The sequence below is a fragment of the Streptomyces macrolidinus genome (assembly GCF_023887685.1).
Taxonomy (GTDB): Bacteria; Actinomycetota; Actinomycetes; order Streptomycetales; family Streptomycetaceae; genus Streptomyces; species Streptomyces macrolidinus.
In genome coordinates this window covers 90,127-115,604 of the sequence record NZ_JAMWMR010000016.1, presented here as the reverse complement: position 1 = coordinate 115,604, position 25,478 = coordinate 90,127, and the positions used below count along the sequence as shown (strand labels likewise).

Below are 25,478 nucleotides of genomic sequence, written 5' to 3'. Positions count from 1 at the left end.
GCGACTTCGCTGAAGCGGGCCGACGTACGACGAATCGCCGACCGGGCCTACGCACAAGCACAACGATTCGCCGAGCGGACCACGCGCGAGGAACGGAGCCGCGCGTACAACGAACGGCCGAGCGGCGCTTCACGCCATACTTGAGGCGTTATGGACATTGTCATCCTTGCTGTAGTCATCGCCGTGGTGGTGATCGGCGCGCTCAGCGGGCTCATCGTCGGCACCCGCCGCAGGAGGCAGCTGCCTCCGGCCCCGCCCGCACCGCCCGACATCACCGCCCCTCCGGCCGAGCCGCATGTCGGCGACGAGGCCGAGACCCCGCGCGACGAGGAACGCCGGACGATCGAGGAGGTGGACCTCCCCGACGGCTCCACCGTGGTCGTCGAGGAGCCGCCCACCGTCGAAGCGCCGCCGATCGAGATCCCCGAGCCCACGGCCGGTCGCCTCGTCCGGCTGCGCGCCCGCCTCTCCCGCTCGCAGAACGCTCTCGGCAAGGGGCTGCTCACGCTCCTGTCGCGCGAGCACCTGGACGACGACACGTGGGAGGAGATCGAGGACACGCTGCTCACCGCCGACGTCGGTGTGCGGCCCACCCAGGAACTGGTCGAGCGGCTGCGCGAGCGCGTCAAGGTGCTCGGCACCCGCACCCCCGACGAACTGCGCGCCCTGCTGCGCGACGAACTGCTCCAGCTCGTCGGCACCGACATGGACCGCACCGTCCACACCGAGCCCGAGACCAGCAAGCCGGGCATCGTGATGGTCGTCGGTGTCAACGGCACCGGCAAGACCACCACCACCGGCAAGCTCGCGCGTGTGCTCGTGGCCGACGGCCGCAGCGTCGTCCTGGGCGCGGCCGACACCTTCCGCGCCGCCGCCGCCGACCAGCTTCAGACCTGGGGCGAGCGGGTCGGCGCGCACACCGTGCGCGGGCCCGAGGCCGGCGACCCCGCCTCCGTCGCGTTCGACGCGGTCAAGGAGGGCAAGGAGATCGGCGCCGACGTCGTCCTCATCGACACGGCGGGCCGTCTGCACACCAAGACCGGCCTCATGGACGAGCTGGGCAAGGTCAAGCGCGTCGTCGAGAAGCACGCCCCGCTGGACGAGGTGCTGCTCGTCCTCGACGCCACGACCGGGCAGAACGGCCTCATCCAGGCCCGTGTCTTCGCCGAGGTCGTCGACATCACCGGCATCGTCCTCACCAAGCTCGACGGCACGGCCAAGGGCGGCATCGTGATCGCGGTCCAGCGTGAGCTGGGCGTGCCGGTGAAGCTGGTCGGCCTCGGCGAGGGCGCCGACGACCTGGCCCCCTTCGAGCCGGAAGCGTTCGTGGATGCGCTTATCGGCGACTGACGACACCCCTGGCGTACGTACGGCGTACGCGACGAAGGGCCCCGCACCGCTCGGTGCAGGGGCCCTTCGCTTGTGCGGCGCGGTTACGCGCGTGAGCGGTGGGCGACGTACGCCAGCGTGCCGATCAGCAGGCGTGCCGCCGGGGGTCTCGCCGCCGAGTCGGGGGCGGGGGCGCGCAGCCAGCGGACCGGGCCGCGGCCCGCGCGGTCGGACGGCGGGGCCGTGAGATAGCAGCCCGGCCCGAGGGCGTGCAGATCGAGGCGGGTGTCGTCCCAGGCCATCCGGTACAGCAGGTCAGGCAGCTCGGCGGCGGAGCCCGGGGCGACGAAGAACTGCGCACGGCCCTGCGGAGTGACCGTCACCGGACCGAGGGGCAGCCCCAGGCGTTCCAGCCGGACCAGGGCCTGCCGCCCGGCCTCCTCGGCGACCTCGATCACGTCGAACGCACGGCCGACCGGCAGCATCACCGCCGCACCCGGGACCTTGGCCCAGGCCCCGGTCGCCTCCTCGAGCGTGGCGCCCGCGTGCACGACGGGCGTGGAGTCCAGCGGATGCGCTCCGGGCGCCGCGCAGTTCGTCGCGCCGCATGAGCACGCGCCCGCGTACGCCCTCGCGCCGGGGACCACGTCCCAGCCCCACAGACCGCTGTACTCGGCCACGGCGATGCCCTCCGCCGCGCGGCCCCGGCGCCGCGTACTCTGCCGGATCTCGCGGATCCCCCGTGTGCCGCCGATGGTGAAACCCATGCCCCCTCCAACGGGCCCGCCGCGCGCGGGTTACGTAACGGAAGCGCGACGTGGCCCTGTGGTCCCGTCCCGTGAAGGCCGCCGCGCTGTGCGCGCGGGCGCCTGTGGCAATTCCCGGTGGTGCGTGCGGTGACGCGCGCTGACGAATGCACCGCCCCATCCACTTTGGTTGTCGTGTGTCAAGTGAATCGTGCTGAGGTCACTGTGGGTTCATTCGAAGGGGTGGCGAATGGTGGCGTTTCTGGAATCCCCATGGCTCAGCGCGTGATCTTAGGATTACGGTGAGTGCACGAGTCCTGGGGACGCGTGCATTCGTGGGTATGCCGGAGGCATGTCGGGGTCCCGTTCGACGGGTGAGAAGGGCCGGATCCGGGCCGTACTCACCGGCATGCTGGTAGGGCTTGGCGCACACGGCGCACAAGCGGTTTCAGGGATGGGGGCGTTCCAGTGAGCGGCAACGGCGGAAGCGGGACGAATGCTGACAGGCGCCCCAATGAGCTGCTCGGCTCGTGGTTCGTGCGCAGCGGCTGGTCCAAGGGCGAGCTGGCGCGCCAAGTGAACCGCAGGGCGCGGCAGTTAGGCGCCAGTCATATCTCCACGGACACCTCGCGGGTGCGTCGTTGGTTGGACGGCGAGAGCCCGCGCGAGCCGATCCCGAGGATCCTCTCGGAGCTGTTCTCGGAGCGATTCGGCTGTGTGGTCGCCATCGAGGACCTCGGCCTGCGCACGGCCCATCAGTCACCCTCCGTGTCCGGAGTCGACCTCCCCTGGACGGGCCCCCAGACGGTCGCGCTGCTCAGTGAGTACTCCCGCAGCGATCTGATGCTGGCGCGCCGCGGCTTCCTCGGGGCCTCGCTGGCCCTGTCCGCGGGCCCGTCCCTCATCGAGCCCATGCAGCGCTGGCTCGTGCCCGGCCCCACCGCTCAGCGCAAGGAGGCCGAGTCCTCGTCCGCCTCGCGCCGCCCCGGCCGGCTCTCCAGGCCCGAGATGGATCTCCTGGAGACCACCATCGTGATGTTCCGGCAGTGGGACGCGCAGTGCGGCGGCGGTCTGCGCCGCAAGGCGGTCGTCGGCCAGCTCCACGAGGTGACCGACCTGCTCCAGGAGCCCCAGCCCGAGGACACCACCAGGCGCCTGTTCAAGGTCGCCGCCGAACTGGCCGCGCTGGCCGGGTGGATGAGCTACGACGTCGGACTGCAGCCCACCGCGCAGAAGTACTTCGTCCTCGCCCTCCATGCCGCCAAGGAAGCGGGCGACAAGCCGCTCGGCTCGTACATCCTCTCCAGCATGAGCCGCCAGATGATCCACCTCGGCCGCCCCGACGACGCCCTGGAACTCATCCATCTCGCCCAGTACGGCAGCCGGGACTGCGCGAGCCCGCGCACCCAGTCGATGCTGTACTCGCTGGAGGCGCGCGCGTTCGCGAACATGGGCCAGCCCAGCCGGTGCAAGCGCGCCGTACGCATGGCCGAGGACACGTTCGCCGACGCCCTCGAGTTCGACGAGCCCGAGCCCGACTGGATCCGCTTCTTCTCCGAGGCCGAGCTGTACGCGGAGAACTCCCACTCCTTCCGCGACCTCGCCTATGTCGCGGGCCGCAGCCCCGCCTACGCCTCCCTCGCCGAGCCCCTGATGCGCAGGGCCGTCGACCTCTTCGCGAAGGACGGGGTGCACCAGCGGTCGTACGCGCTCAATCTCATCGGCATGTCCACCGTGCATCTGCTGCAACGCGAGCCGGAACAGAGCGTGGAGCCTGCCAAGAAGGCCATGGAGATCGCCAAGAAGGTGCGGTCCGAACGGGTGAACACACGGATTCGAAAGACCGTCGACACAGCGGTGCGCGATTTCGGTGATCTCACCGAGGTCGCCGAACTGACCGACCATCTCGCCACACATCTCCCCGAGACCGCCGAGGCGGTCTGACCCGCTCGGGCCCCGGAATCCAGGGCCCCCTGAACTCCGGCCGCGGCTGCCATCCCGAACTGTCCGACTCGGCTCCCCCACGCCAGGTCATCGGATGGCCGCCGCGGCCGGACCCCGTTCGGCGGACACGTCTGTCCGGCGGATACAGCGGATACATCCGGCCCCGCGGATACAGCGGATGCATCCGGCAATTCATCCCCGCGTAACACGTCCGGCGTCTTCGTCACCGCGGCGAAACACCGAGGGGCGTCCACCGAAACCGGGCTGCGTCACTCTCGTGGCACATGACCGGCCCGCAGCAGCTCGGCCGGACCTCCATCGACGAGGAGACGCCGATGGCACCAGCCGTCACGCTCGCGGCGGACACCGCCAAGCTGTCGTCCGCCAACACGGGCTTCATGCTCATCTGCTCCGCCCTGGTGATGCTCATGACCCCGGGCCTGGCCTTCTTCTACGGAGGCATGGTCCGGGTCAAGAGCACCCTGAACATGCTGATGATGAGCTTCATCAGCCTCGGGATCGTCACGCTGCTGTGGGTGCTGTACGGCTTCTCCCTGGCCTTCGGCGGCGACAAGGGCTCGCTCATCGGCTGGAGCACGGACTTCGTCGGCTTCCAGGGCATCGGCAAGACGGACCTGTGGCCCGGCTACACCGTCCCGGTCCTCGTCTTCGCCGTCTTCCAGCTGATGTTCGCGATCATCACACCGGCCCTGATCAGCGGCGCGCTGGCGGACCGCGTGAAGTTCGGCGCCTGGTCGCTCTTCATCGTGCTGTGGGCCACGATCGTGTACTTCCCGGTCGCCCACTGGGTCTGGGGCACCGGCGGCTGGGCCTACGACCTGGGCGTGATCGACTTCGCCGGTGGCACGGCGGTCCACATCAACGCGGGCGCCGCGGCGCTCGGCGTGATCCTCGTCATCGGCAGGCGCGTCGGCTTCCGGCGGGACCCGATGCGTCCGCACAGCCTTCCGCTGGTCATGCTCGGCGCCGGGCTGCTGTGGTTCGGCTGGTTCGGCTTCAACGCCGGATCCTGGCTCGGCAACGACGACGGCGTGGGCCCGCTGATGTTCGTCAACACACAGGTCGCCACCGCCGCCGCCATGCTGGCCTGGCTCGCCTACGAGAAGATCCGCCATGGCGCGTTCACCACGCTCGGCGCCGCCTCGGGCGCCGTCGCCGGGCTGGTCGCCATCACCCCGTCGGGCGGCGCGGTCTCCCCGCTCGGCGCGCTCGCGGTCGGGGCCATCGCCGGGGTGCTGTGTGCCATGGCGGTCGGTCTGAAGTACCGCCTCGGCTACGACGACTCCCTCGACGTCGTCGGCGTCCATATGGTCGGCGGAGTCGTCGGATCCCTGCTCGTCGGCCTGTTCGCCAGCGGCACCGGCCAGTCCGATGTCAGGGGCCTCTTCTACGGCGGCGGCCTCGACCAGTTCTGGAAGCAGTGCGCCGGTGTCCTCGGGGTCCTCGCCTACTCTGTCGTCGTCTCCGCGCTCCTCGCCCTCCTCCTCGACAGGACGGTCGGTCTGCGGGTCGGCGAGGACGAGGAGATCTCCGGCATCGACCGGGCGGAACACGCCGAGACCGCGTACGACTTCAGCGGCGCGGGCGGCGGCGTCGTCACGACCGCCGCGTCGGCCCCCGCCACGGCGCGGCAGCACAAGAAGGTGGACGCATGAAGCTCATCACCGCGGTCGTGAAGCCGCACCGGCTCGACGAGGTCAAGGAGGCGCTCCAGTCCTTCGGGGTGCACGGTCTGACGGTCACCGAGGCGAGCGGCTACGGGCGACAGCGGGGCCACACCGAGGTCTACCGCGGCGCCGAGTACACGGTCGACCTCGTACCCAAGATCCGTATCGAGGTGCTGACCGAGGACGACGACGCGGAACAGCTCATCGACGTCATCGTCAGGGCGGCCCGCACCGGCAAGATCGGGGACGGCAAGGTCTGGTCCCTCCCGGTCGAGACGGCCGTCCGGGTCCGCACCGGCGAGCGCGGCCCCGACGCGCTGTGAGGAGGGCCGCCGGGTGACGAGCACGGACGCGCGGACAGCGGACGGCACGCCGGGAACCGGCGGCTACGCGGCGGCCCGCTCGCGGCTCCTCACCCAGGGCGCGCCGCCGGGGCCGCCGCGCCGCGCGGCCCTCGCCGCACTGACGGACCAGTGGCTGGCCGAGCTGTTCGCCGCGGGCACCGCGGGCACCGCGGGCACCACGGACGCTGGGGGAGCGCACGGCGTCAGCCTCGTCGCGGTCGGCGGCTACGGCGACGGCGCACTGTCCCCGCACAGCGACCTCGACCTGCTCCTGCTGCACGACGGCCACGACAGCACGGCGGTCGCCGCCCTCGCCGACCGCCTCTGGTACCCCGTCTGGGACCTCGGCCTCGCCCTCGACCACTCCGTCCGTACGCCCGCGCAGGCCCGCAGGACCGCCGGGGAGGACCTCAAGGCGCAGCTCGGTCTGCTGCACGCCCGGCACCTCAGCGGTGATCCCGGACTGACCTCCGCTCTGCGAGCGGCCGTCCTCGCCGACTGGCGCGAGCAGGCCCCCGCGCGCCTGCCGGAACTCCAGGAACTGTGCGCCGCGCGGGCCGAGCGCCACGGCGAGCTGCGGTACCTGCTGGAGCCGGACCTCAAGGAGGCCCGCGGCGGTCTGCGGGACATCACGGCCCTGCGCGCGGTCGCCGCCTCCTGGCTCGCCGACGCCCCGCGCGAGGGGCTCGCGGACGCCCGGCGCACGCTCCTGGACGTACGCGACGCGCTGCATCTGGCCACCGGGCGCGCCGGTGACCGGCTCACCCTTCAGGAGCAGGACCAGGTCGCCGCCGACCTCGGCCTGCCGGACGCCGACACCCTGCTGCGCCAGGTGTACGGCGCGGCACGCGTGATCTCGTACGCGGGCGAGGTGACCTGGCGCGAAGTGGGGCGCGTGCTGCGATCGCGCGCCGTGCGGCCACGGCTGCGCGCCCTGGCGAGGGGCGCGTTCGGCAGGACGACGGCGGGCGCGCCGGTCGCCGAGCGGTCGCCGCTGGCGGAGGGGGTGGTGGAGCAGGACGGCGAGGTGGGGCTCTCCCGCACCGCGCGCCCGGAACGCGACCCCGTGCTGGTGCTGCGTGCCGCCGCCGCTGCCGCCCAGGCCGGTCTCCCGCTGTCCCCGCACGCGGCCCGGCGCCTGGCCGCATCCGTACGCCCCCTGCCCACGCCCTGGCCCGCCGAGGCGCGCGATCGGCTCGTGAGCCTGCTGGGCGCCGGTCGCCCGAGCGTCCAGGTCTGGGAGGCGCTCGACGCCGAAGGGCTGATCACGCGCCTGCTGCCCGACTGGGAGCGCGTGCGCTGCCGCCCGCAGCGCACCGCCGTCCACCGCTGGACCGTCGACCGCCATCTGATCGAGACGGCCGTACGCGCCGCCGGGATGACCCGCCGGGTCGACCGCCCCGACCTCCTCCTGGTCGCCGCGCTCCTGCACGACATCGGCAAGGGCGAGCCAGGCGACCACGGCGTCGCGGGCGAGCGCATCGCCCGCGACATGGCCGGCCGCATCGGCTTCGACCGTGCCGACACCACCGTCCTAGCCACCCTCGTACGCCACCATCTGCTGCTCGTCGACACGGCGACCCGGCGCGACCTGGCGGACCCGGCGACCGTGCGCGTGGTCGCCGAGACGGTCGGCGCGCAGAGCACGCTGGACCTGCTGCACGCGCTGACCGAGGCGGACGCGCTGGCCACCGGGCCCGCCGCCTGGTCCGCCTGGCGCGGTGCGCTGGTGGGCGACCTGGTCGAGCGGGTGTCGGCCCTGCTCGCGGGCGACGAACCCGCCGCGCCCCGCGCCCCCGTACCCACCGCCGAGCAGGAGCGGCTCGCCGTCGAGGCCTTCCGCACGGGCGGCCCCGTCCTCGCCCTGCGTGCCCGGACCGAGCCGCCGGCCGAGGAACCGTCCGGCGAACCCCTCGGCGCCGAGCTGACCCTCGCCCTGCCGGACCGGCCCGGCGTCCTCCCCGCGACGGCGGGCGTCCTGGCCCTGCACCGCCTCACCGTCCGCACCGCGGAGCTACGGACCCTGGACCTCCCGGACGCCGTCCACGACGCCCCGGTCCTGCTGCTCGCCTGGCGGATCGCGGCGGAGTACGGCTCCCTGCCGGACGGGACGAGGCTGCGCGCCGACCTCGTACGCGCCCTGGACGGCTCCCTCGACATCGCGGCGCGCCTCGCGGAACGGGACGCGGCCTACCCCCGCCGCCGGGGCGGGACGGCACCCCCGCCACGGGTCACGGTCGCCCCGGCGGCCTCCCGGCACGCCACCGTCATCGAGGTACGCGCGCAGGACGCACCGGGGCTGCTCTTCCGCATCGGGCGGGCGCTGGAGCGGGCGGGCGTACGCGTGCGCAGCGCGCATGTCGGCACGCTGGGCGCGAACGCGGTGGACGCCTTCTATGTGACGACGAGCGGGGGCGCGCCGCTGCCCGCGCGGGAGGCGGCGTCGCTCGCGCGGGCGCTGGAACAGGCGCTGTGACATCGACCTCGTCTCGCGCGTGCTGTCACGCGAGGCGGCCCCGTCCGCCGGACCGAGCAGGCGGGGACGAATCGCTTGCGCGGCCGGATACCCTTGGAGGCAACCCAAACCGACCCCGACTCCGAGGACCGACGCCGCCGTGTTCGACACCCTCTCCGACCGCCTCAGCGCGACTTTCAAAAACCTCCGCGGGAAAGGCCGGCTGAGCGAAGCGGACATCGACGCCACGGCGCGTGAGATCCGCATCGCGCTGCTCGAAGCCGACGTCGCCCTCCCTGTCGTCCGTACGTTCATCAAGAGCGTCAAGGAACGCGCCCTCGGTGCCGAGGTCTCCAAGGCGCTGAACCCCGCCCAGCAGGTCCTCAAGATCGTCAACGAGGAACTGGTCACGATCCTCGGCGGCGAGACCCGCCGTCTGCGCTTCGCCAAGCAGCCGCCGACCGTGATCATGCTGGCCGGTCTCCAGGGTGCCGGTAAGACCACCCTCGCGGGCAAGCTCGCCAAGTGGCTCAAGGAGCAGGGCCACTCGCCGCTGCTGGTCGCCGCCGACCTCCAGCGCCCGAACGCGGTCAACCAGCTCAGCGTCGTCGCCGACCGCGCGGGTGTGGCCGTCTACGCGCCGGAGCCGGGCAACGGCGTGGGCGACCCGGTCAAGGTCGCCAAGGACTCCATCGAGCACGCGCGGACCAAGGTCCACGACATCGTGATCGTGGACACCGCCGGCCGCCTCGGCATCGACCAGGAGATGATGCAGCAGGCCGCGGACATCCGGGACGCGGTCAGCCCCGACGAGATCCTGTTCGTCGTCGACGCGATGATCGGTCAGGACGCCGTCAACACCGCGGAGGCCTTCCGCGACGGCGTCGGCTTCGACGGCGTGGTGCTCTCCAAGCTCGACGGTGACGCCCGCGGTGGTGCGGCGCTGTCCATCGCCTCGATGACCGGCAAGCCGATCATGTTCGCGTCGAACGGCGAGAAGCTGGACGACTTCGACGCCTTCCACCCGGACCGGATGGCCTCCCGCATCCTCGACATGGGTGACCTGCTCACCCTGATCGAGCAGGCGGAGAAGACCTTCAGCCAGGCCGAGGCCGAGAAGATGGCCTCCAAGCTGGCGTCCAAGAAGGGCCAGGACTTCACGCTCGACGACTTCCTGTCCCAGATGGAGCAGGTCAGGAAGATGGGCAGCATCAGCAAGCTGCTCGGCATGCTCCCGGGCATGGGCCAGATGAAGGAGCAGCTCAACAACTTCGACGAGCGGGACGTCGACCGCATGGCCGCGATCATCAAGTCGATGACCCCGGCCGAGCGCCAGGACCCGGCGATCATCAACGGCTCGCGCCGCGCCCGTGTCGCCAAGGGTTCCGGTGTCGAGGTCAGCGCGGTGAAGAACCTGGTCGAGCGGTTCTTCGAGGCGCGCAAGATGATGGCCCGCATGGCCCAGGGCGGCGGTATGCCGGGCATGCCGGGTATCCCGGGCATGGGCGGCGGCCCCGGCCGGACGAAGAAGCAGCCGAAGAAGGCCAAGGGCAAGCAGCGCTCCGGCAACCCGATGAAGCGCAAGCAGCAGGAGCTGGAGGAGGCGCAGCGCCGCGAGGCGGCGGCCCAGGGCTCCGGCGCCTTCAACCTGCCGCAGCAGGGCGGCCAGGACTTCGAGCTGCCGGACGAGTTCAAGAAGTTCATGGGCTGAGGCCTCATGGGCCGACGCTCGGCATACGAGTGTTCGGTCCCGTACGACGCTGGGGGCGCCCTTGTCCACAAGGGCGCCCCCAGCGCGTGCCGGGCCCTGCCGGGTGCCGTACCGTCCACGTATGAGCAACCCCGCTCCGTCGCGCCAGAACCCCGAGCAGCCGTGGCGCACCGAGGGCACCCCCGAGGACGGGGCCCGGCGGCCCGGCGGCGGCCGGAAGATGCGCCGGAGCTGGTGGGCTCTGATCGCTGCCGCTGTGCTCGTCTTCGTCCTCGCCAACCTCGCCCTGTCCCACTTCACCGAGGGCAACGAGCCGACGATCTCGTACACGGAGTTCAGTCGGCAGGTCAACGACGGCAACGTCACCAAGATCTACTCCAAGGGCGACGCGATCCAGGGCCAGCTCCGCAACGCGCAGCCCAAGCCGGGCGGGGGGACGTACACCAAGTTCCAGACGCAGCGCCCGTCCTTCGCCGAGGACCAGCTCTGGCAGAACCTGAGCAGACACCACGTCACGGTGACGGCGAAGCCGGTGGTGCAGGAGCGCAGCCTGCTGTCCAATCTGCTGCTCTCGCTGCTGCCCATGCTGATCCTGGTCGGACTGTGGCTCTTCATCGCGCGGCGGGTGAGCTCCGGGCTGCACGGCGGGGGCATGCTCGGCCGCAAGGCGCCGCCCAGGCCGGTCGAACTGCAGCCGGGCACCCGGCGCACCACCTTCCAGGACGTGGCCGGGATCGACGAGGTCAAGGGCGAACTGGACGATGTCGTCGACTTCCTGAAGCATCCGGACGCGTACCGCAGGATGGGCGCGAAGATGCCCCGGGGTGTGCTGCTCAGCGGCCCGCCGGGGACGGGCAAGACGCTGCTCGCGCGGGCGGTCGCGGGCGAGGCGGGCGTGCCGTTCTTCTCCGCCTCCGCCTCCGAGTTCATCGAGATGATCGTCGGTGTCGGCGCCTCGCGCGTGCGCGAGCTGTTCGCCGAGGCCCGCAAGGTGGCCCCGTCGATCATCTTCATCGACGAGATCGACACGATCGGGCGGGCCCGCGGCGGCGGTGCCTCCATGGGCGGCCACGACGAGCGCGAACAGACCCTGAACCAGATCCTCACCGAGATGGACGGCTTCTCCGGCGCGGAGGGCGTGGTCGTCATCGCGGCGACGAACCGCGCCGACATCCTGGACCCCGCGCTGACCCGGCCGGGCCGCTTCGACCGGGTCGTCCAGGTCGCGCCGCCCGACCGCGACGGCCGTGAGGCGATCCTGCGGATCCACACGCGGGAGATCCCGCTCGCCCCGGACGTGGACCTGGCGCAGGTGGCCCGTACGACACCGGGCATGACCGGCGCGGACCTCGCCAACCTCGCCAACGAGGCGGCGCTGCTCGCGGTCCGACGCCGACAGGACCGCGTGACCCGGACCGATCTGTCCGAGGCGCTGGAGAAGGTCCAGTTGGGGGCCGAGCGTCCGCTGGTGATGCCGGAGGAGGAGCGCCGGCGCACCGCGTACCACGAGAGCGGTCACGCGCTCCTTGGCATGCTGCAGCCGGGCGCCGACCCGGTCCGCAAGGTCACGATCGTGCCGCGCGGCCGGGCCCTCGGCGTGACCCTGTCCACCCCCGAGGCCGACCGGTACGCCTACACGGAGGAGTACTTGCGCGGTCGCATCATCGGCGCCCTCGGCGGCATGGCCGCGGAACACGTCGTCTACGACGTCATCACCACGGGCTCGGAGAGCGACCTCGAACAAGTCACCAACCTCGCCCGCGGCATGGTCGCCCGCTGGGGCATGAGCGAACGCGTGGGCCGGCTGTCGGCCCTGCCCAACGACACCCAGCAGACGTACGGTCTGGCGGCGGCCCCGCAGACCCTCGACGTGATCGAGGACGAGATGCGCCGCATCGTGGACGACTGCTACGAGGAGGCCTGCCGCAAACTCCGCGAGCACAGAGACCAGTTGGACGCGCTCGCCGAGGCGCTCCTGGTCAACGAGACGCTGGAGGAGGCGGAGGCGTACCGGATCGCCGGGGTGCTGCGCATACGCAAGGACGACTGAAGAGGCGGGGCGTGTGCGGACGGTGTGCCCCGACGCACCCGGAGTGGCAAATGAGGCGCGGCACGCGGACGTGTCCCCGTACGATCGCGCCATGGCAAAGGCACCCGTTCTCACCCCCCGTGCGGATGACTTCCCGCGCTGGTACCAGGACCTGATCAACAAGGCCGAACTGGCCGACAACGGGCCGGTGCGCGGCACCATGGTCATCCGACCGTACGGGTACGGACTGTGGGAGCGGATGCAGGCGGAGATGGACGCCCGCATCAAGGAGACGGGCACCCAGAACGCGTACTTCCCGCTGCTGATCCCGCAGTCGTACCTCACGCGGGAGGCCGACCACGTCGAGGGCTTCGCACCGGAGCTCGCCGTGGTCACCCATGGCGGCGGCAAGGAGTTGGAGGAGGTCGCGGTCGTCCGCCCCACCTCCGAGACCATCATCAACGAGTACTTCTCGAAGTGGGTGCAGAGCTACCGCGACCTGCCCCTGCTGATCAATCAGTGGGCCAACGTGGTCCGTTGGGAACTCCGGCCGCGGCTCTTCCTGCGCACCTCCGAGTTCCTGTGGCAGGAGGGCCACACCGCGCACGCCACGTACGAGGAGGCCCGCGACTTCGCCGCCCACATCCAGCGCCATGTCTACGGGGACTTCCTGGAGAACGTCCTCGCGGTGGACTTCGTCTCCGGCCGCAAGACGGCCAAGGAACGCTTCGCGGGCGCCATCAACACCCTCACGCTCGAAAGCATGATGGGCGACGGCAAGGCCCTCCAGATGGTCACCAGCCATGAACTGGGCCAGAACTTCGCGAAGGTCTTCGACACCCGGTATCTGTCGAAGGAGGGCGTCCAGGAGCATGTCTGGCAGACCTCCTGGGGCTCCACCACCCGCATGATCGGCGCCCTGGTGATGATGCACGGAGACGACAACGGCCTGCGCGTCCCGCCGCGGCTGGCGCACATCCAGGCCGTCGTGCTCGCGGTCAAGGACGACGAGGCGGTTCTGGCCAAGGTCCGCGAACTCGGCGATCAACTCAAGGCGGCCGGTCTCCGCGTCCATGTCGACGACCGCACCGACACCCCCTTCGGCCGCCGCGCCGTCGACTGGGAGCTGAAGGGCGTGCCGGTGCGCATCGAGATCGGCCCCCGTGACCTGGCGGGCGACACGGCGATGCTGGCCCGCCGGATCCCGGGCGGCAAGGAGCCGGTCGCGATCGACTCGCTCGTCCAGGTGCTCCCCGGGATCCTGGAGGAGGACCAGGCGCTCCTGCTGAAGCAGTCGCGCGAGCGCCGCGTCTCCCGTACGACGGACGTGTCGACGATCGAGGAGGCCGTCGAGGCGACGTCCGCGGGCGGCTGGGCGCGCATCCCGTGGGCCGTTCTCGGCACGGACGGCGAGGCCAGGCTGGCCCAGCACGCGATGACCGTACGGTGTCTGCTCGCCGAGGACGGGTCGGTTCCCGACGCCGACGACGCACCCGGTACGGTCGCTGTGGTCGCGCGCGCCTACTGAGACAACCCTTGGGGGCGGGGCCCGCGGCAAGGCGGCCGAAACGCCTCTTGCGCATCGGTGGACGGCTGAGGTCCCGGTGTGCTGATCTGAGAGCCTTCCGCTGACGGAGCGGGCCGGAGACGGGTGGCGTACGCCTCCGTACGCACCACATTGGGCGGAGCTGCGAGCCTTCTCCGCAGATCAGCGCACCCGCCCTCGTCAGGACGCATCAGCGGCAACTGACGGGTACGTGCAAAATTATTTGGGATGCCCCGGAATAGGAACACCGGGGCACTCCGGCTCGTTGTCATTACGTGAGCACGACACCACCTGTTCTCGCCGCAGAGCTGGCACAGGCGTGGGCCGACATTCAACGGCACCACTCCGAGCTGCCGGATCTAGCCGCGCCCGAGTCCCTGATCGGAGAGTCCTCGTCCGCCTGTGGGCACGAACTCTCCTTCGAGCGACTGCTCCATGAGGCAGTCCATGGCATCGCCGCCGCCCGGGGGGTCCGCGACACCTCCCGCGCCGGCCGCTATCACAACCGCAGATTCCTCGCGATCGCCGAGGAGTTGGGCCTGGACCACCCCGAGGAACCGCACCCCAGCAGCGGCTTCTCCCTGGTCACGCTCAACCCCGAGGCGAAGCGGCGCTACCGCCCGACGATCGAGCGGCTCCAGCGCGCCCTGAAGGCCCACTCCGTGGCCACGGCCGAGGACACGGCCCGCAGCTTCCGGGGCCCGGCCGCGCGCCACGGCTCCTCCGGCGGCGGTGTCCGCGTCAAGGCGGTCTGCGACTGCGGACGCAACGTCCGCGTGGTCCCGTCGGTGCTGGCCCAGGCCCCGATCATGTGCGGCGGCTGCGGCAAGCCGTTCCGTATCCCGGAGGCGGTGGGTGCGGCGGCGAGCTGAGCTACGGCTGTTCGTGGCAGCCGTACCTCTTCTCGTCGTCTCCCCGTCGTCGTCGAGACGGCGCCCTGTGTGCGCCGGGTGAGTGATCCCGCTTCGGGAGTGCCCGGCGCCGGGCGTCGCTCAGGTGTGCCCGGAGGTACCCTCCCGGTCTTCGGCCCAGGCCGTGTATGGCACAATGGCTAGCTGTACTCGACAGCCGCACAGGACCCCTCTCTCCTCCGGCTGACGCGTCCATCGGGCCCTCGGGCACCGCAACCCCACGCGGCCGACCCGCCGTGCCCACCCACGTCAGATCCAGGAGAACCCACTCCCGTGGCAGTCAAGATCAAGCTGAAGCGTCTGGGCAAGATCCGTTCGCCTCACTACCGCATCGTCGTCGCCGACTCCCGCACCCGCCGTGACGGCCGTGCGATCGAGGAGATCGGCAAGTACCACCCGACGTACAACCCGTCGGTCATCGAGGTCGACGCCGACCGCGTGGCGTACTGGCTCTCCGTCGGCGCTCAGCCGACCGAGCCCGTGCTCGCCATCCTGAAGAAGACCGGCGACTGGCAGAAGTTCAAGGGCGAGCCCGCCCCGGCGCCGCTGCTGGTGGCCGAGCCCAAGGCCGCGCGTCCGTCCTTCGAGGCGCTCGCCGGTGAGGACGAGGGCAAGGGCGAGGCGATCACCCAGAAGAAGAAGGCGGAGAAGAAGGACGAGGCCGCCGCCGAGTCCGCCGCTGAGTCGACCGAGGCCTGATCATGCTCGAGGAGGCGCTCGAGCACCTCGTGAAGGGCATCGTCGACAACCCCGACGATGTGCAGGTGGCCTCGCGCGACCTGCGCCGCGGGCGTGTACTGGAGGTCCGGGTCCACCCCGACGACCTCGGCAAGGTGATCGGCCGCAACGGCCGCACCGCACGCGCTCTGCGCACCGTCGTGGGCGCCATCGGCGGCCGTGGTGTCCGTGTCGACCTCGTCGACGTCGACCACATCCGCTGAACGCATCGCAGCACCGGCGCGGGCCGGGGAGGGCCACTGGGCCGTCCCCGGCCCGTAGTCGTACGACAGGAGATCTTCACAAGTGCAGCTTGTAGTCGCACGGATCGGCCGTGCCCATGGCATCAAGGGCGAGGTCACCGTCGAGGTACGGACCGACGAACCGGAACTCAGACTCGCCCCCGGCGCCGTACTGACCACCGATCCCGCAGCCACCGGTCCGCTCACCATCGAGACCGGCCGGGTGCACAGTGGGCGTCTGCTCCTGCGCTTCGAAGGCGTGCGGGACCGCACCGCCGCCGAGGCCCTGCGCAACACCCTCCTGATCGCCGAGGTCGACCCGGAGGAACTCCCCGAGGGCGAGGACGAGTACTACGACCATCAGTTGATGGACCTCGACGTCGTGACCCAGGACGGCACGGAGGTCGGCCGGATCACCGAGATCTCGCACCTGCCCTCCCAGGACCTGTTCGTGGTGGAGCGCCCGGACGGGACCGAGGTCATGATCCCGTTCGTCCAGGAGATCGTCACCGAGATCGACCTGGAGGAGCAGCGGGCGGTCATCGACCCGCCGCCGGGCCTGATCGACGACCGAGTAGCCCGCGACGAAGTCGCTGATGGGCACAGCGCTTCCTCCCGGGACGAGGCGTAATGCGCCTCGACGTCGTCACGATCTTCCCCGAGTACCTGGAACCGCTGAACGTCTCGCTGGTCGGCAAGGCCCGCGCGCGCGGTCAACTCGACGTCCACATCCACGATCTGCGGTCCTGGACGCACGACCGCCACCACACCGTGGACGACACCCCGTACGGCGGCGGCCCCGGCATGGTCATGAAGACCGAGCCCTGGGGCGAGGCCCTGGACGACCTGCTGGCCCACGGGTACGAGAACGGCGCCGGCGCGCCCGCCCTGATCGTCCCCACCCCCAGCGGACGCCCCTTCACCCAGCAGCTCGCCGTCGAACTCTCCGAGCGCCCGTGGCTGATCTTCACCCCGGCCCGCTACGAGGGCATCGACCGCCGGGTCATCGACGAGTACGCGACCCGGATGCCCGTGTACGAGGTGTCCATCGGCGACTACGTCCTGGCCGGGGGCGAGGCCGCCGTCCTCGTCGTCACGGAGGCCGTGGCCCGGCTGCTGCCGGGCGTCCTCGGCAACGCCGAGTCCCACCAGGACGACTCCTTCGCGCCCGGCGCGATGGCGAACCTCCTCGAAGGGCCCGTCTACACCAAGCCGCCCGCGTGGCGCGACCGGGAGGTCCCCGAGGTGCTGCTCAGCGGCCACCACGGCAGGATCGCCCGCTGGCGCCGGGACGAGGCGCTGCGGCGTACGACGGCCAACCGGCCGGACCTCATCGAGCGCTGCGAGCCCTCCGCCTTCGACAAGAAGGACCGAGAGATGCTCTCCATCCTCGGCTGGGCACCGGATCCCGACGGCGAGCCGTACGGCCGATTTTGGCGCAGGCCAGAGGGCATGGAAGAATAGCGAGCTGTTGTCCGCCGTCCGGCGTGCGCCCCTGCCACAGGGGGACACGACGCCCGCACCGACGCGGCCAGCGACTCCTACCGAGAACTATCTCCCGTCGATGACCTGTGGCATCGGCGAAGAAAGCAGACGAAATGTCTCACCTGCTCGACTCCGTCGACGCCGCGTCGCTGCGCAGCGACATCCCGTCCTTCCGTCCGGGCGACACCGTCAACGTGCACGTCCGCGTCATCGAGGGCAACCGCTCCCGTGTCCAGCAGTTCAAGGGCGTGGTGATCCGTCGCCAGGGCGCCGGCGTGCGCGAGACCTTCACGGTCCGCAAGGTCTCCTTCTCCGTCGGCGTCGAGCGCACCTTCCCGGTGCACACCCCGATCGTCGAGAAGATCGAGCTGGTCACCAAGGGTGACGTGCGTCGCGCCAAGCTGTACTACCTGCGCGAGCTGCGCGGCAAGGCCGCGAAGATCAAGGAGAAGCGCGAGAACTGAGTTCTCGTCCGGGCGGACCGCCCGGCGCACGGTGCGCCTCTCGGGGCCGGATAGCATCTGGCCCCGATGGACACCGCAGCAGAGCACACGGAGCGCGACCGCTCTTCCGTACCCGACGACCCCGAGGACCCCTCGGAGTCGGCAGGGTCGGAGGAACGGTCGCGTTTCGCGTTGCTGTCCCGCCTCGTCGAGTGGCTCCCCGGCGGACGGTTCACCCTGACCGCGCTGGTCGGCCTGCTGTTCGTCCTGCTGCTCGGCACGTTCGTGATGCAGCCCTTCGGTATCCCCAGCGGCTCGATGGAACGCGGACTGCGGGTCGGGGACCGGGTCCTCGTCAACAAGGTGGCGTACCGTTTCGGGTCGAAGCCGCAGCGGGGAGACGTCGTCGTCTTTGACGGCACCGGCTATTTCGGGAACGGCGACTACATCAAGCGCGTGGTCGGTGTGGGCGGAGACCATGTGGTCTGCTGCGACGCGAAGGGGAGGCTCGACGTGAACGGCCGACCGGTCGACGAGTCGTCGATCCTGTATCCCGGGGACAGCCCCTCCGACGTCCCCTTCGACGTGGTCGTGCCCGACGACACCCTCTTCGTCCTCGGTGACCACCGCCGTCGCTCCAGCGACTCCCGCGACCACCTGGGCTCGCCGGGCGGCGGCATGATCCCCGTCGACGCCGTGATCGGCCGGGCCGACTGGATCGCCTGGCCCCTCGCGCACGGCAAGCACCTCACCCGCCCGGATGCCTACGCGCGCGTGCCCGCCGCGGACGGCGCCCATGGGTAACCGCGGCAAGCCGCGCGGGGAGCGGCCGACCACGAGCGGCGCTCGCACCGGGCGCGGCCGGGCGGGGGAGCGGCCGACCACGGGCAGCGCTCGCACCGGGCGCGGCCGGGCCGAGCGGCGCAAGCTCCAGCGCAAGGTCAAGCGGAAGAGAAGGCGGTCCGCGGTCAAGGAGATACCGCTCCTGGCCGGTGTCGCCGTCCTCATCGCCCTGGTCCTGAAGACCTTCCTGGTGCAGGCCTTCGTGATCCCGTCGGGCTCCATGGAGAACACGATCCGGATCGGCGACCGTGTCCTGGTCGACAAGCTGAGCCCCTGGTTCGGCTCCACGCCGCAGCGCGGTGACGTCGTCGTCTTCAAGGACCCCGGGCACTGGCTCGAGGGCGAGCAGACGCCCGCGAAGGACGATCCCGTCGTCGTCAAGCAGCTCAAGGAGGGGCTCACCTGGATCGGCCTGCTGCCCTCCGCCGACGACCGGGATCTCATCAAGCGGGTCGTGGGGGTCGGCGGTGACAAGGTCGCGTGCTGTGACGCCCAGGAACGCGTCACCGTCAACGGTGTGCCCCTGAACGAGCCCTATCTTCACCCCGGGAACAAACCTTCCGGGACCCGGTTCTCGGTGAAGGTGCCGCCCGGCCGGCTGTGGGTGATGGGCGACCACCGCGACGATTCGGCCGACTCTCGCTATCACCGCACCGAGGCGTTCGGCGGTACCGTCTCGGAAGACTCGGTGGTGGGCCGCGCCATGGTCATCGCCTGGCCCGTCGGGCACTGGTCGCGCCTGGCCGAGCCGGACACGTATGCGTCGGTACCGAGCGGGTCGACCGCCGCGCTCGGACCGTCGCATAGGGTGGCCTCCGCGGATCGATACGGATTGATCCCCCTCCCGAGCCCTGCGGAACTCCCGCTCGTTATGGGAGTGGTGGGCCTGCGCCGAGTATGCGGCAGGCGGTGGCACGGAGTGAGGAGTTGGCGTGGGGGATGTGGCGGTTGGCGTACAGTCCGGAAACGACGGCGAGGAGGACCACGAGCGCCCTACGGAAGCCAGTGCCCCCGCCGCGGACGGCGCTGTGAGCCCCGGGGACAAGCCCGGCGCGGGCCGTATGTCCGCGGGTGGACAGCGGGCCGAGGACGACGGGCCGCAGAAGCCGCGCTCCTTCTGGAAGGAGCTGCCCATCCTGGTCGGTATCGCGCTGGTGCTGGCGCTGCTGATCAAGACGTTCCTGGTGCAGGCGTTCTCCATCCCGTCCGACTCGATGCAGAACACCCTCCAGCGGGGTGACCGCGTCCTGGTGGACAAGCTCACCCCGTGGTTCGGCTCCAAGCCCGAGCGCGGCGAGGTGGTGGTCTTCCACGACCCCGGTACGTGGCTGATCGGCGAGCCGACGCCCGAACCGAACGCCATGCGCAAGGTCCTGAGCTGGATCGGCCTGATGCCGTCGGCGGAGGAGAAGGACCTGATCAAGCGCGTGATCGGGGTCGGCGGCGACACGGTCGAGTGCAAGGGCACCGGCCCGCTGCGGGTCAACGGCAAGGCGCTGGACGAGCCGTATGTGTACCCGGGCAACACGCCGTGCAGCAACGACGACCAGGGCGGCCAGTTCAAGGTCAAGGTGCCCGAGGGCTACATCTGGGTCATGGGCGACCACCGCCAGAACTCGCGCGACTCGCGCTACAACCAGACCGACATGTACCACGGCATGGTTCCGGTGGACAACGTCGTCGGGCGCGCCATCGTGAAGGCCTGGCCGATCAACCGCTGGGGCACCCTGCCGGTTCCGGACACCTTCGACCAGAACGGGCTCGACGACCAGACGTCCGCCGCCGCGGTCCTGCCCTACGCGCCGCAGACGATTGCTTTCGCAAGCGTCGTACCGGTGGTGATCTGGCGCCGCCGCAAGCTCGCCGGCACGCGGGCGGCCGAGGCGGCCACCGACTCCCGCGGCACGTCCTGACCGGACACGCGAGGCCCGCTGGGGCGGTCTCCCAGGGATCGAGAATCCCGGGGAGACCGCCCCTTCGTTTCGGGCGCGATAGGGTGCCCTGCGCGAACCGCGGGATCGGGAGGGGACGTGGGAACTGCTGGGCGTGGCAAGGGGAACTCGGGCGGCGACCTGGGCGGAAGGCTGTCGGGGCTGGCCGTCGCGGTGGGCCTCGTGCTGTTCCTCGGAGGCTTCGTATGGGGAGCGGTGGTCTACCGGCCGTACACCGTGCCCACCAACTCGATGGCCCCGACGATCGACGCGGGCGACCGGGTACTGGCACAGCGCGTCGACGGCGATGACGTCCGCCGTGGCGATGTCATCGTCTTCCGCGACAAGAGCTGGGTCACCAACGCGAACGTGGTCAAGCGTGTGGTCGCGGTCGGCGGCGACACGGTGGCCTGCTGCACGAACGGCAAGCTGACGGTCAACGGCAAGCAGATCGACGAGCCGTACCTCCCCGAGGGCGACCCGGCCGAGAGCAAGGACATCCCCACGATCAAGGTCCCCGAGGGACGGCTCTTCCTCCTGGGCGACGAACGCCATGGCTCGCTGGACTCCACCGCCCATCTCACGGACGCGGCCAAGGGCACCGTCGCGCGCGACGCGGTGAGCGCGCGGGTGGACGCCGTCGTCTGGCCCGCCGACGGCATGCTGAAGCGCCCCACCGGCTTCGAGACCCTCGGCGCCCTCTCCCAGCCCGGCCCACTGCGCACGATCGGCATCCTGATCGTCGTCGGCGCCGTCCTCGTCCTCGGCGGCGGGGCGTACGGGCCGCTCGCCAAGCTGGTGGGCCGCGCCCGCGCCCGTACCCGGACGGAGCCCGCCCATGCCGACTGAGCCCGCGAACGACGCGCGCGCGTACGCGGCCGACTCGCCCGCGCGAGGTGCGCAGGAGGACTCGTACCAGGGCGGGCTGCGCAGGGTCGCGCGGGTGGTGCTGCTCGACCCGCGCGACCGCATCCTGCTGCTGCACGGCCATGAGCCGGACGACCCGGCGGACGACTGGTGGTTCACCCCCGGCGGCGGCCTGGAGGGTGCCGAGACGCACGAGCAGGCCGCGCTGCGCGAGCTGGCCGAGGAGACCGGCATCACGGACGTCGACCTGGGCCCGGCGCTGTGGCGGCGCAGATGCTCCTTCCCGTTCGCGGGCCGCCGCTGGGACCAGGACGAGTGGTACTACCTGGCCCGTACGACGGAGACGGCCACGGCCGCGCGGAGCCTGACGGAGCTGGAACGGCGCAGCGTCGTCGGAGCGCGGTGGTGGACGTGCCGGGAACTGGCCGAGGCGCATGAGACGGTGTATCCGACGAGACTCGCCGAGCTGCTGCGGAGGCTGCTCGACGAAGGTCCCCCGGTCAGGCCAGAGGTCCTTGACACGGAAATCGTCTAGGGGCGCGCGGGACTGGCGCACAATGGTGGGATCGCACGGCTGAAGGGGAACATGCCATGAGCGCCGAGGACCTCGAGAAGTACGAGACCGAGATGGAGCTGAAGCTCTACCGGGAGTACCGCGATGTCGTCGGTCTGTTCAAATACGTGATCGAGACCGAGCGGCGCTTCTACCTCACCAACGACTACGAGATGCAGGTGCACTCCGTCCAGGGCGAGGTGTTCTTCGAGGTGTCCATGGCGGACGCCTGGGTCTGGGACATGTACCGGCCCGCCCGCTTCGTGAAGCAGGTACGGGTACTGACCTTCAAGGACGTGAACATCGAAGAGCTGAACAAGAGCGATCTGGAGCTGCCGAGCGGGTGAGCGGTGGCGGTCGGCTCTGAAGGCTTCACTCGTGTGGGTTGCGGAGTTGTCCACAATCGCCGCGTCGTCCACCAAGATCCACTTCATGGAGCCGGATGCGTGACTGTTGGCGCCGGAGGTGGTGCCGACATGAACACACAGCGGGCACGCAGCGCGCTCGGCAGGTACGGCGAGGAACTGGCCGCCCGGCGGCTGACCGGGTCCGGGATGACGGTCTTGGAGCGCAACTGGCGCTGCGGCAGGAGCGGCGAGATCGACATCGTGGCCAGGGACGGCGACGTCCTGGTGGTCTGCGAGGTGAAGACCCGCAGCCGCGGCCGGTTCGAGCATCCGATGGCCGCCGTGACACCCGTGAAGGCCGAGCGCCTGCGCGCGCTCGCCGAGCGCTGGATCCAGGCCCACGGCGGGGCGCCACCGGGCGGCGTCCGGGTCGACGTGGTCGGCGTCGTCCTACCCGAGCGGGGCGCCCCGCTGGTCGAGCATGCGCGGGGGGTGGCGTGATGGGCTTCGCGCGTACGTGCTCCGTGGCCCTGCTCGGCGTCGAGGGCGTCGTGGTCGAGGTCCAGGCCGACCTCGAACCGGGCGTGGCCGCCTTCACGCTGGTCGGGCTGCCCGACAAGAGCCTGACGGAGAGCCGCGACCGGGTGCGCGCGGCGGTGGTGAACTCGGGCGGCGAGTGGCCCCAGAAGAAGCTCACGGTCGGGCTGAGCCCCGCCTCCGTGCCCAAGGCCGGCAGCGGATTCGATCTCGCCGTCGCCTGTGCCGTGCTCGGCGCCGCGGAGCGGATCGATCCGCGGGTGCTCTCCGACCTCGTGATGATCGGCGAGCTGGGCCTGGACGGACGGGTGCGCCCCGTCCGCGGCATCCTGCCGGCGGTACTGGCCGCGGCGGGCGCGGGCTATGAGCAGGTGGTCGTGCCGGAGTGCGCCGCCGCCGAGGCGTCGCTGGTGCCCGGTGTGTCCGTGCTCGGCGTGCGCAGTCTGCGCCAGTTGATCGCCGTCCTCGCGGACGAGCCCGTGCCCGACGAGGAGCCCGACGACCAGAGCCGCCCCAACCCGCTCCTCGCCGGGCTGCGCGTGCCCGGCGCGGACAGCGTGGGCCTGTCCCACCACGACCAGGGGCATGACCTGGCCGATGTCGTGGGCCAGACCTCGGCGCGTACGGCGGTGGAGGTGGCCGCGGCGGGCGGACACCACCTCTTCCTCGAAGGACCACCGGGAGCAGGCAAGACGATGCTCGCGGAGCGGCTGCCCGCCCTCCTGCCGCGGCTCAGCCAGGAGGAGTCGCTGGAGGTCACCGCGGTGCACTCGGTCGCGGGCCTGCTGCCCCCGGGCAAGCCCCTGATCGACGTGGCCCCGTACTGGGCGCCGCACCACTCGGCCACGATGCAGGCGCTGGTCGGCGGCGGCCCCGGTATCGCCCGGCCCGGCGCCGTCTCGCTCTCCCACCGCGGGATCCTCTTCCTCGACGAAGCCGCGGAGTTCCGCAGCCAGGCGCTCGACGCGCTGCGCCAGCCCCTGGAGTCCGGGCATGTCGTGATCGCGCGCAGCGCCGGGGTCGTGCGGTTCCCCGCGCGGTTCCTGATGGTGCTCGCGGCCAACCCCTGCCCCTGTGGCCGCTTCTCGCAGGGCGACAGCATGTGCGAATGCCCGCCCTCGGTCATCCGCCGCTATCAGGCCAGGCTCTCCGGCCCGCTCCTGGACCGGGTGGACCTGCGCGTCGGGGTCGACCGCGTCGACCGTGCCGCCCTCACCGGGCGCGGCGCTCGGGGCGAGTCCACCGCGACGGTCGCCGACCGCGTGCGCGAGGCCAGACAGCGGACGGCGGCCCGCCTGGTGGGCACCCCGTGGCGGACCAACAGCGAGGTGCCGGGACGGGAACTGCGCGGCCACTGGTATGCCGCGAGCGGCGCCATGGACGAGGCCGAGCGCAGTCTGGAGCGGGGCGTGCTGACGGCCCGGGGACTGGACCGGGTGCTGCGCGTGGCCTGGACCGTGGCGGACCTCGCCGGCCATGACCGGCCGCAGGCCTCCGACGTCGCGCTGGCGCTGCAACTGCGTACGGGGGTGCCGAGGGGCCTGCCGATGGTCGTCGGGGCGGCGACGTGAGCGCGGGGGCCGTCCCGGACGGCGAGGACGGCGACTGCGGCGCCCGGATGTTCCTCACGCGGGTGGTCGAGCCGGGGGACGAGGTGGCGGGCCGCTGGCTGCGCGAACACGGCGCCGAGCACGTGGCCCGGCGGCTGCGCGAGGGCGGGAGGCGGCTGCCCGGGGTGACGGACAAGCGGTGGGCCGGGCTGCGGGCGCGGGCCGTGCGGGCCGAGCCGGAACGGGACCGGGCCGTGGCCGAGGAGGCGGGGGTGCGCTTCGTGTGCCCAGGTATGCCCGAGTGGCCGACACAACTCGACGACCTCGGGGACGGTCGGCCCGTCGGGCTCTGGGTGCGCGGGCGGCCCAGCCTGCGGATGTGGGCGCTGCGGTCCGTCGCGGTCGTGGGCGCGCGGGCGTGCAGCCAGTACGGGGCGCATGTGGCGGCCGACCTCGGCGCGGGGCTCGCGGAGCGCGGCTGGGTGGTGATCTCCGGCGGCGCCTACGGCGTGGACGGTGCCGTTCACCGGGGCGCCCTCGCGGCCGGGGGCGCCACTGTCGCCGTACTGGCCTGCGGGGTCGACCGGCCCTATCCGCGCGGACACACCCAGTTGATCGGCAGGATCGCGCATCAGGGTCTGGTCGTCGGGGAGTTGCCGCCCGGCGATCACCCGACGCCGAGCCGGTTCATCCTCAGGAACCGCGTGATCGCGGCGCTCACCCGCGGCACCGTGGTCGTGGAGGCGGCCTACCGCAGCGGCGCACTGGTCACGGCACGCGCGGCGCAGCGGCTCGGCCGGCACACGATGGGCGTGCCCGGACCCGTCACCAGCGCGCTCTCGGCCGGGGTGCACGAACTGCTGCGCGGCGACGCCGTGCTGGTATCCGACGCGGCGGACGTGGTCGAACTGGTCGGCGAGATAGGCGAGCTGGCCCCGGACCGGCGTGGGCCCGTCCTGCCGCGCGACCTCCTCGACCCCGTCACCGCCCAGGTGCTCGCGGCGCTTCCGGCCGGTGGCACGGCCGCGGCGGACGCGATCGCCCGAGGGGCGGGCACGACGGCCGACGACGCGGTCGGGAGACTGTACGAACTCCGATCACTTGGATTCGTCGAACGACACGGCGACGGCTGGAAGTTGACACGCCAGGCGATGATCCCGGTCCGGCGGGATTGCGGCTCGTGCTGACCGAGCGTGATCGGCCGTCCGGGCGACCCCCGACAGCCTTGGCAGTTCCCGTAGTTGACCGCCCGGACCATCA

General features: G+C 71.4%; 23 protein-coding genes and 1 pseudogene. 23 read left to right on the top strand and 1 reads right to left on the bottom strand.

What is annotated here, in order from left to right:
* The first annotated feature begins 150 nt into the window (after positions 1 to 150).
* Complete coding sequence (gene ftsY / locus NGF19_RS18760) at positions 151 to 1,350, top strand: signal recognition particle-docking protein FtsY (RefSeq protein ID WP_252426122.1); 1,200 nt, start codon at positions 151 to 153, stop codon at positions 1,348 to 1,350.
* Positions 1,351 to 1,433: 83 nt separating this feature from the next.
* On the opposite strand, the gene NGF19_RS18755 is transcribed toward ftsY, so the two are convergent.
* A complete protein-coding gene (locus tag NGF19_RS18755; RefSeq protein ID WP_252426121.1) occupies positions 1,434 to 2,096 on the bottom strand; it encodes a bifunctional DNA primase/polymerase in 663 nt (220 codons plus the stop codon).
* 447 nt (positions 2,097 to 2,543) lie between these two features.
* Here NGF19_RS18755 and nsdA point away from each other — a divergent pair, with 447 nt between their 5' ends.
* From nsdA to dprA, 22 genes and pseudogenes are all read left to right on the top strand, one after another.
* Positions 2,544 to 4,019 carry a transcriptional repressor NsdA gene (gene nsdA / locus NGF19_RS18750; protein ID WP_252426120.1) on the top strand — a complete coding sequence of 492 codons (1,476 nt, stop codon included), beginning with the start codon at positions 2,544 to 2,546 and terminating at the stop codon, positions 4,017 to 4,019.
* 335 nt (positions 4,020 to 4,354) lie between these two features.
* Positions 4,355 to 5,695, top strand: a complete 1,341-nt coding sequence (locus tag NGF19_RS18745; protein WP_252426174.1) for an ammonium transporter — start codon at positions 4,355 to 4,357, stop codon at positions 5,693 to 5,695.
* A complete protein-coding gene (locus NGF19_RS18740) occupies positions 5,692 to 6,030 on the top strand; it encodes a P-II family nitrogen regulator (RefSeq protein ID WP_252426119.1) in 339 nt (112 codons plus the stop codon). The genes NGF19_RS18745 and NGF19_RS18740 overlap by 4 nt, the downstream gene beginning before the upstream one ends.
* Before the next feature lie 13 nt (positions 6,031 to 6,043).
* Positions 6,044 to 8,527: a [protein-PII] uridylyltransferase gene (locus NGF19_RS18735; protein ID WP_252426118.1), complete on the top strand. Its 2,484-nt coding sequence runs from the start codon at positions 6,044 to 6,046 to the stop codon at positions 8,525 to 8,527.
* Positions 8,528 to 8,666: 139 nt separating this feature from the next.
* Positions 8,667 to 10,217 carry a signal recognition particle protein gene (gene ffh / locus NGF19_RS18730; protein ID WP_252426117.1) on the top strand — a complete coding sequence of 517 codons (1,551 nt, stop codon included), beginning with the start codon at positions 8,667 to 8,669 and terminating at the stop codon, positions 10,215 to 10,217.
* Positions 10,218 to 10,338: 121 nt separating this feature from the next.
* Entirely contained in the window at positions 10,339 to 12,267 is a 1,929-nt protein-coding gene (gene ftsH / locus NGF19_RS18725) for an ATP-dependent zinc metalloprotease FtsH (protein WP_252426116.1), read from the top strand.
* 91 nt (positions 12,268 to 12,358) lie between these two features.
* The gene (gene proS, locus NGF19_RS18720) at positions 12,359 to 13,774 is read left to right on the top strand and encodes a proline--tRNA ligase (RefSeq protein ID WP_252426115.1); all 1,416 of its coding nucleotides are present in this window, start codon (positions 12,359 to 12,361) and stop codon (positions 13,772 to 13,774) included.
* Positions 13,775 to 14,067: 293 nt separating this feature from the next.
* Positions 14,068 to 14,664, top strand: a complete 597-nt coding sequence (locus tag NGF19_RS18715; protein ID WP_252426114.1) for a hypothetical protein — start codon at positions 14,068 to 14,070, stop codon at positions 14,662 to 14,664.
* 312 nt (positions 14,665 to 14,976) lie between these two features.
* Positions 14,977 to 15,402, top strand: a complete 426-nt coding sequence (gene rpsP, locus NGF19_RS18710; RefSeq protein ID WP_252426113.1) for a 30S ribosomal protein S16 — start codon at positions 14,977 to 14,979, stop codon at positions 15,400 to 15,402.
* Positions 15,403 to 15,404: 2 nt separating this feature from the next.
* Positions 15,405 to 15,644 carry an RNA-binding protein gene (locus NGF19_RS18705; protein WP_252426112.1) on the top strand — a complete coding sequence of 80 codons (240 nt, stop codon included), beginning with the start codon at positions 15,405 to 15,407 and terminating at the stop codon, positions 15,642 to 15,644.
* A gap of 82 nt (positions 15,645 to 15,726) precedes the next feature.
* Positions 15,727 to 16,293 carry a ribosome maturation factor RimM gene (gene rimM / locus NGF19_RS18700; protein WP_252426111.1) on the top strand — a complete coding sequence of 189 codons (567 nt, stop codon included), beginning with the start codon at positions 15,727 to 15,729 and terminating at the stop codon, positions 16,291 to 16,293.
* Positions 16,293 to 17,126 carry a tRNA (guanosine(37)-N1)-methyltransferase TrmD gene (gene trmD / locus NGF19_RS18695; protein WP_252426110.1) on the top strand — a complete coding sequence of 278 codons (834 nt, stop codon included), beginning with the start codon at positions 16,293 to 16,295 and terminating at the stop codon, positions 17,124 to 17,126. Before rimM ends, trmD begins: the two co-directional genes overlap by 1 nt.
* Positions 17,127 to 17,260: 134 nt before the next feature.
* The gene (gene rplS / locus NGF19_RS18690) at positions 17,261 to 17,611 is read left to right on the top strand and encodes a 50S ribosomal protein L19 (RefSeq protein ID WP_252426109.1); all 351 of its coding nucleotides are present in this window, start codon (positions 17,261 to 17,263) and stop codon (positions 17,609 to 17,611) included.
* A gap of 66 nt (positions 17,612 to 17,677) precedes the next feature.
* On the top strand, positions 17,678 to 18,394 hold the full coding sequence (gene lepB, locus NGF19_RS18685; RefSeq protein WP_252426108.1) for a signal peptidase I: 717 nt from the start codon (positions 17,678 to 17,680) through the stop codon (positions 18,392 to 18,394).
* Positions 18,387 to 19,472, top strand: a pseudogene (lepB, locus tag NGF19_RS18680) (signal peptidase I); the annotation flags it as partial. The gene lepB (NGF19_RS18685) and the pseudogene lepB (NGF19_RS18680), both read left to right, overlap by 8 nt.
* Positions 19,366 to 20,346, top strand: a complete 981-nt coding sequence (gene lepB / locus NGF19_RS18675) for a signal peptidase I (RefSeq protein WP_252426107.1) — start codon at positions 19,366 to 19,368, stop codon at positions 20,344 to 20,346. The pseudogene lepB (NGF19_RS18680) and the gene lepB (NGF19_RS18675), both read left to right, overlap by 107 nt.
* A gap of 117 nt (positions 20,347 to 20,463) precedes the next feature.
* Positions 20,464 to 21,213, top strand: a complete 750-nt coding sequence (gene lepB, locus NGF19_RS18670) for a signal peptidase I (RefSeq protein WP_252426106.1) — start codon at positions 20,464 to 20,466, stop codon at positions 21,211 to 21,213.
* Positions 21,203 to 21,766 carry an NUDIX hydrolase gene (locus NGF19_RS18665; protein ID WP_252426105.1) on the top strand — a complete coding sequence of 188 codons (564 nt, stop codon included), beginning with the start codon at positions 21,203 to 21,205 and terminating at the stop codon, positions 21,764 to 21,766. The genes lepB (NGF19_RS18670) and NGF19_RS18665 overlap by 11 nt, the downstream gene beginning before the upstream one ends.
* A 56-nt stretch (positions 21,767 to 21,822) precedes the next feature.
* On the top strand, positions 21,823 to 22,131 hold the full coding sequence (locus NGF19_RS18660) for a DUF2469 domain-containing protein (protein WP_003993268.1): 309 nt from the start codon (positions 21,823 to 21,825) through the stop codon (positions 22,129 to 22,131).
* 99 nt (positions 22,132 to 22,230) lie between these two features.
* The gene (locus tag NGF19_RS18655) at positions 22,231 to 22,632 is read left to right on the top strand and encodes a YraN family protein (protein ID WP_252426104.1); all 402 of its coding nucleotides are present in this window, start codon (positions 22,231 to 22,233) and stop codon (positions 22,630 to 22,632) included.
* Positions 22,632 to 24,239, top strand: a complete 1,608-nt coding sequence (locus tag NGF19_RS18650; protein ID WP_252426103.1) for a YifB family Mg chelatase-like AAA ATPase — start codon at positions 22,632 to 22,634, stop codon at positions 24,237 to 24,239. Before NGF19_RS18655 ends, NGF19_RS18650 begins: the two co-directional genes overlap by 1 nt.
* 47 nt (positions 24,240 to 24,286) lie before the next feature.
* Positions 24,287 to 25,405, top strand: a complete 1,119-nt coding sequence (dprA, locus tag NGF19_RS18645) for a DNA-processing protein DprA (RefSeq protein ID WP_252426173.1) — start codon at positions 24,287 to 24,289, stop codon at positions 25,403 to 25,405.
* The last annotated feature ends 73 nt before the right edge of the window (positions 25,406 to 25,478 follow it).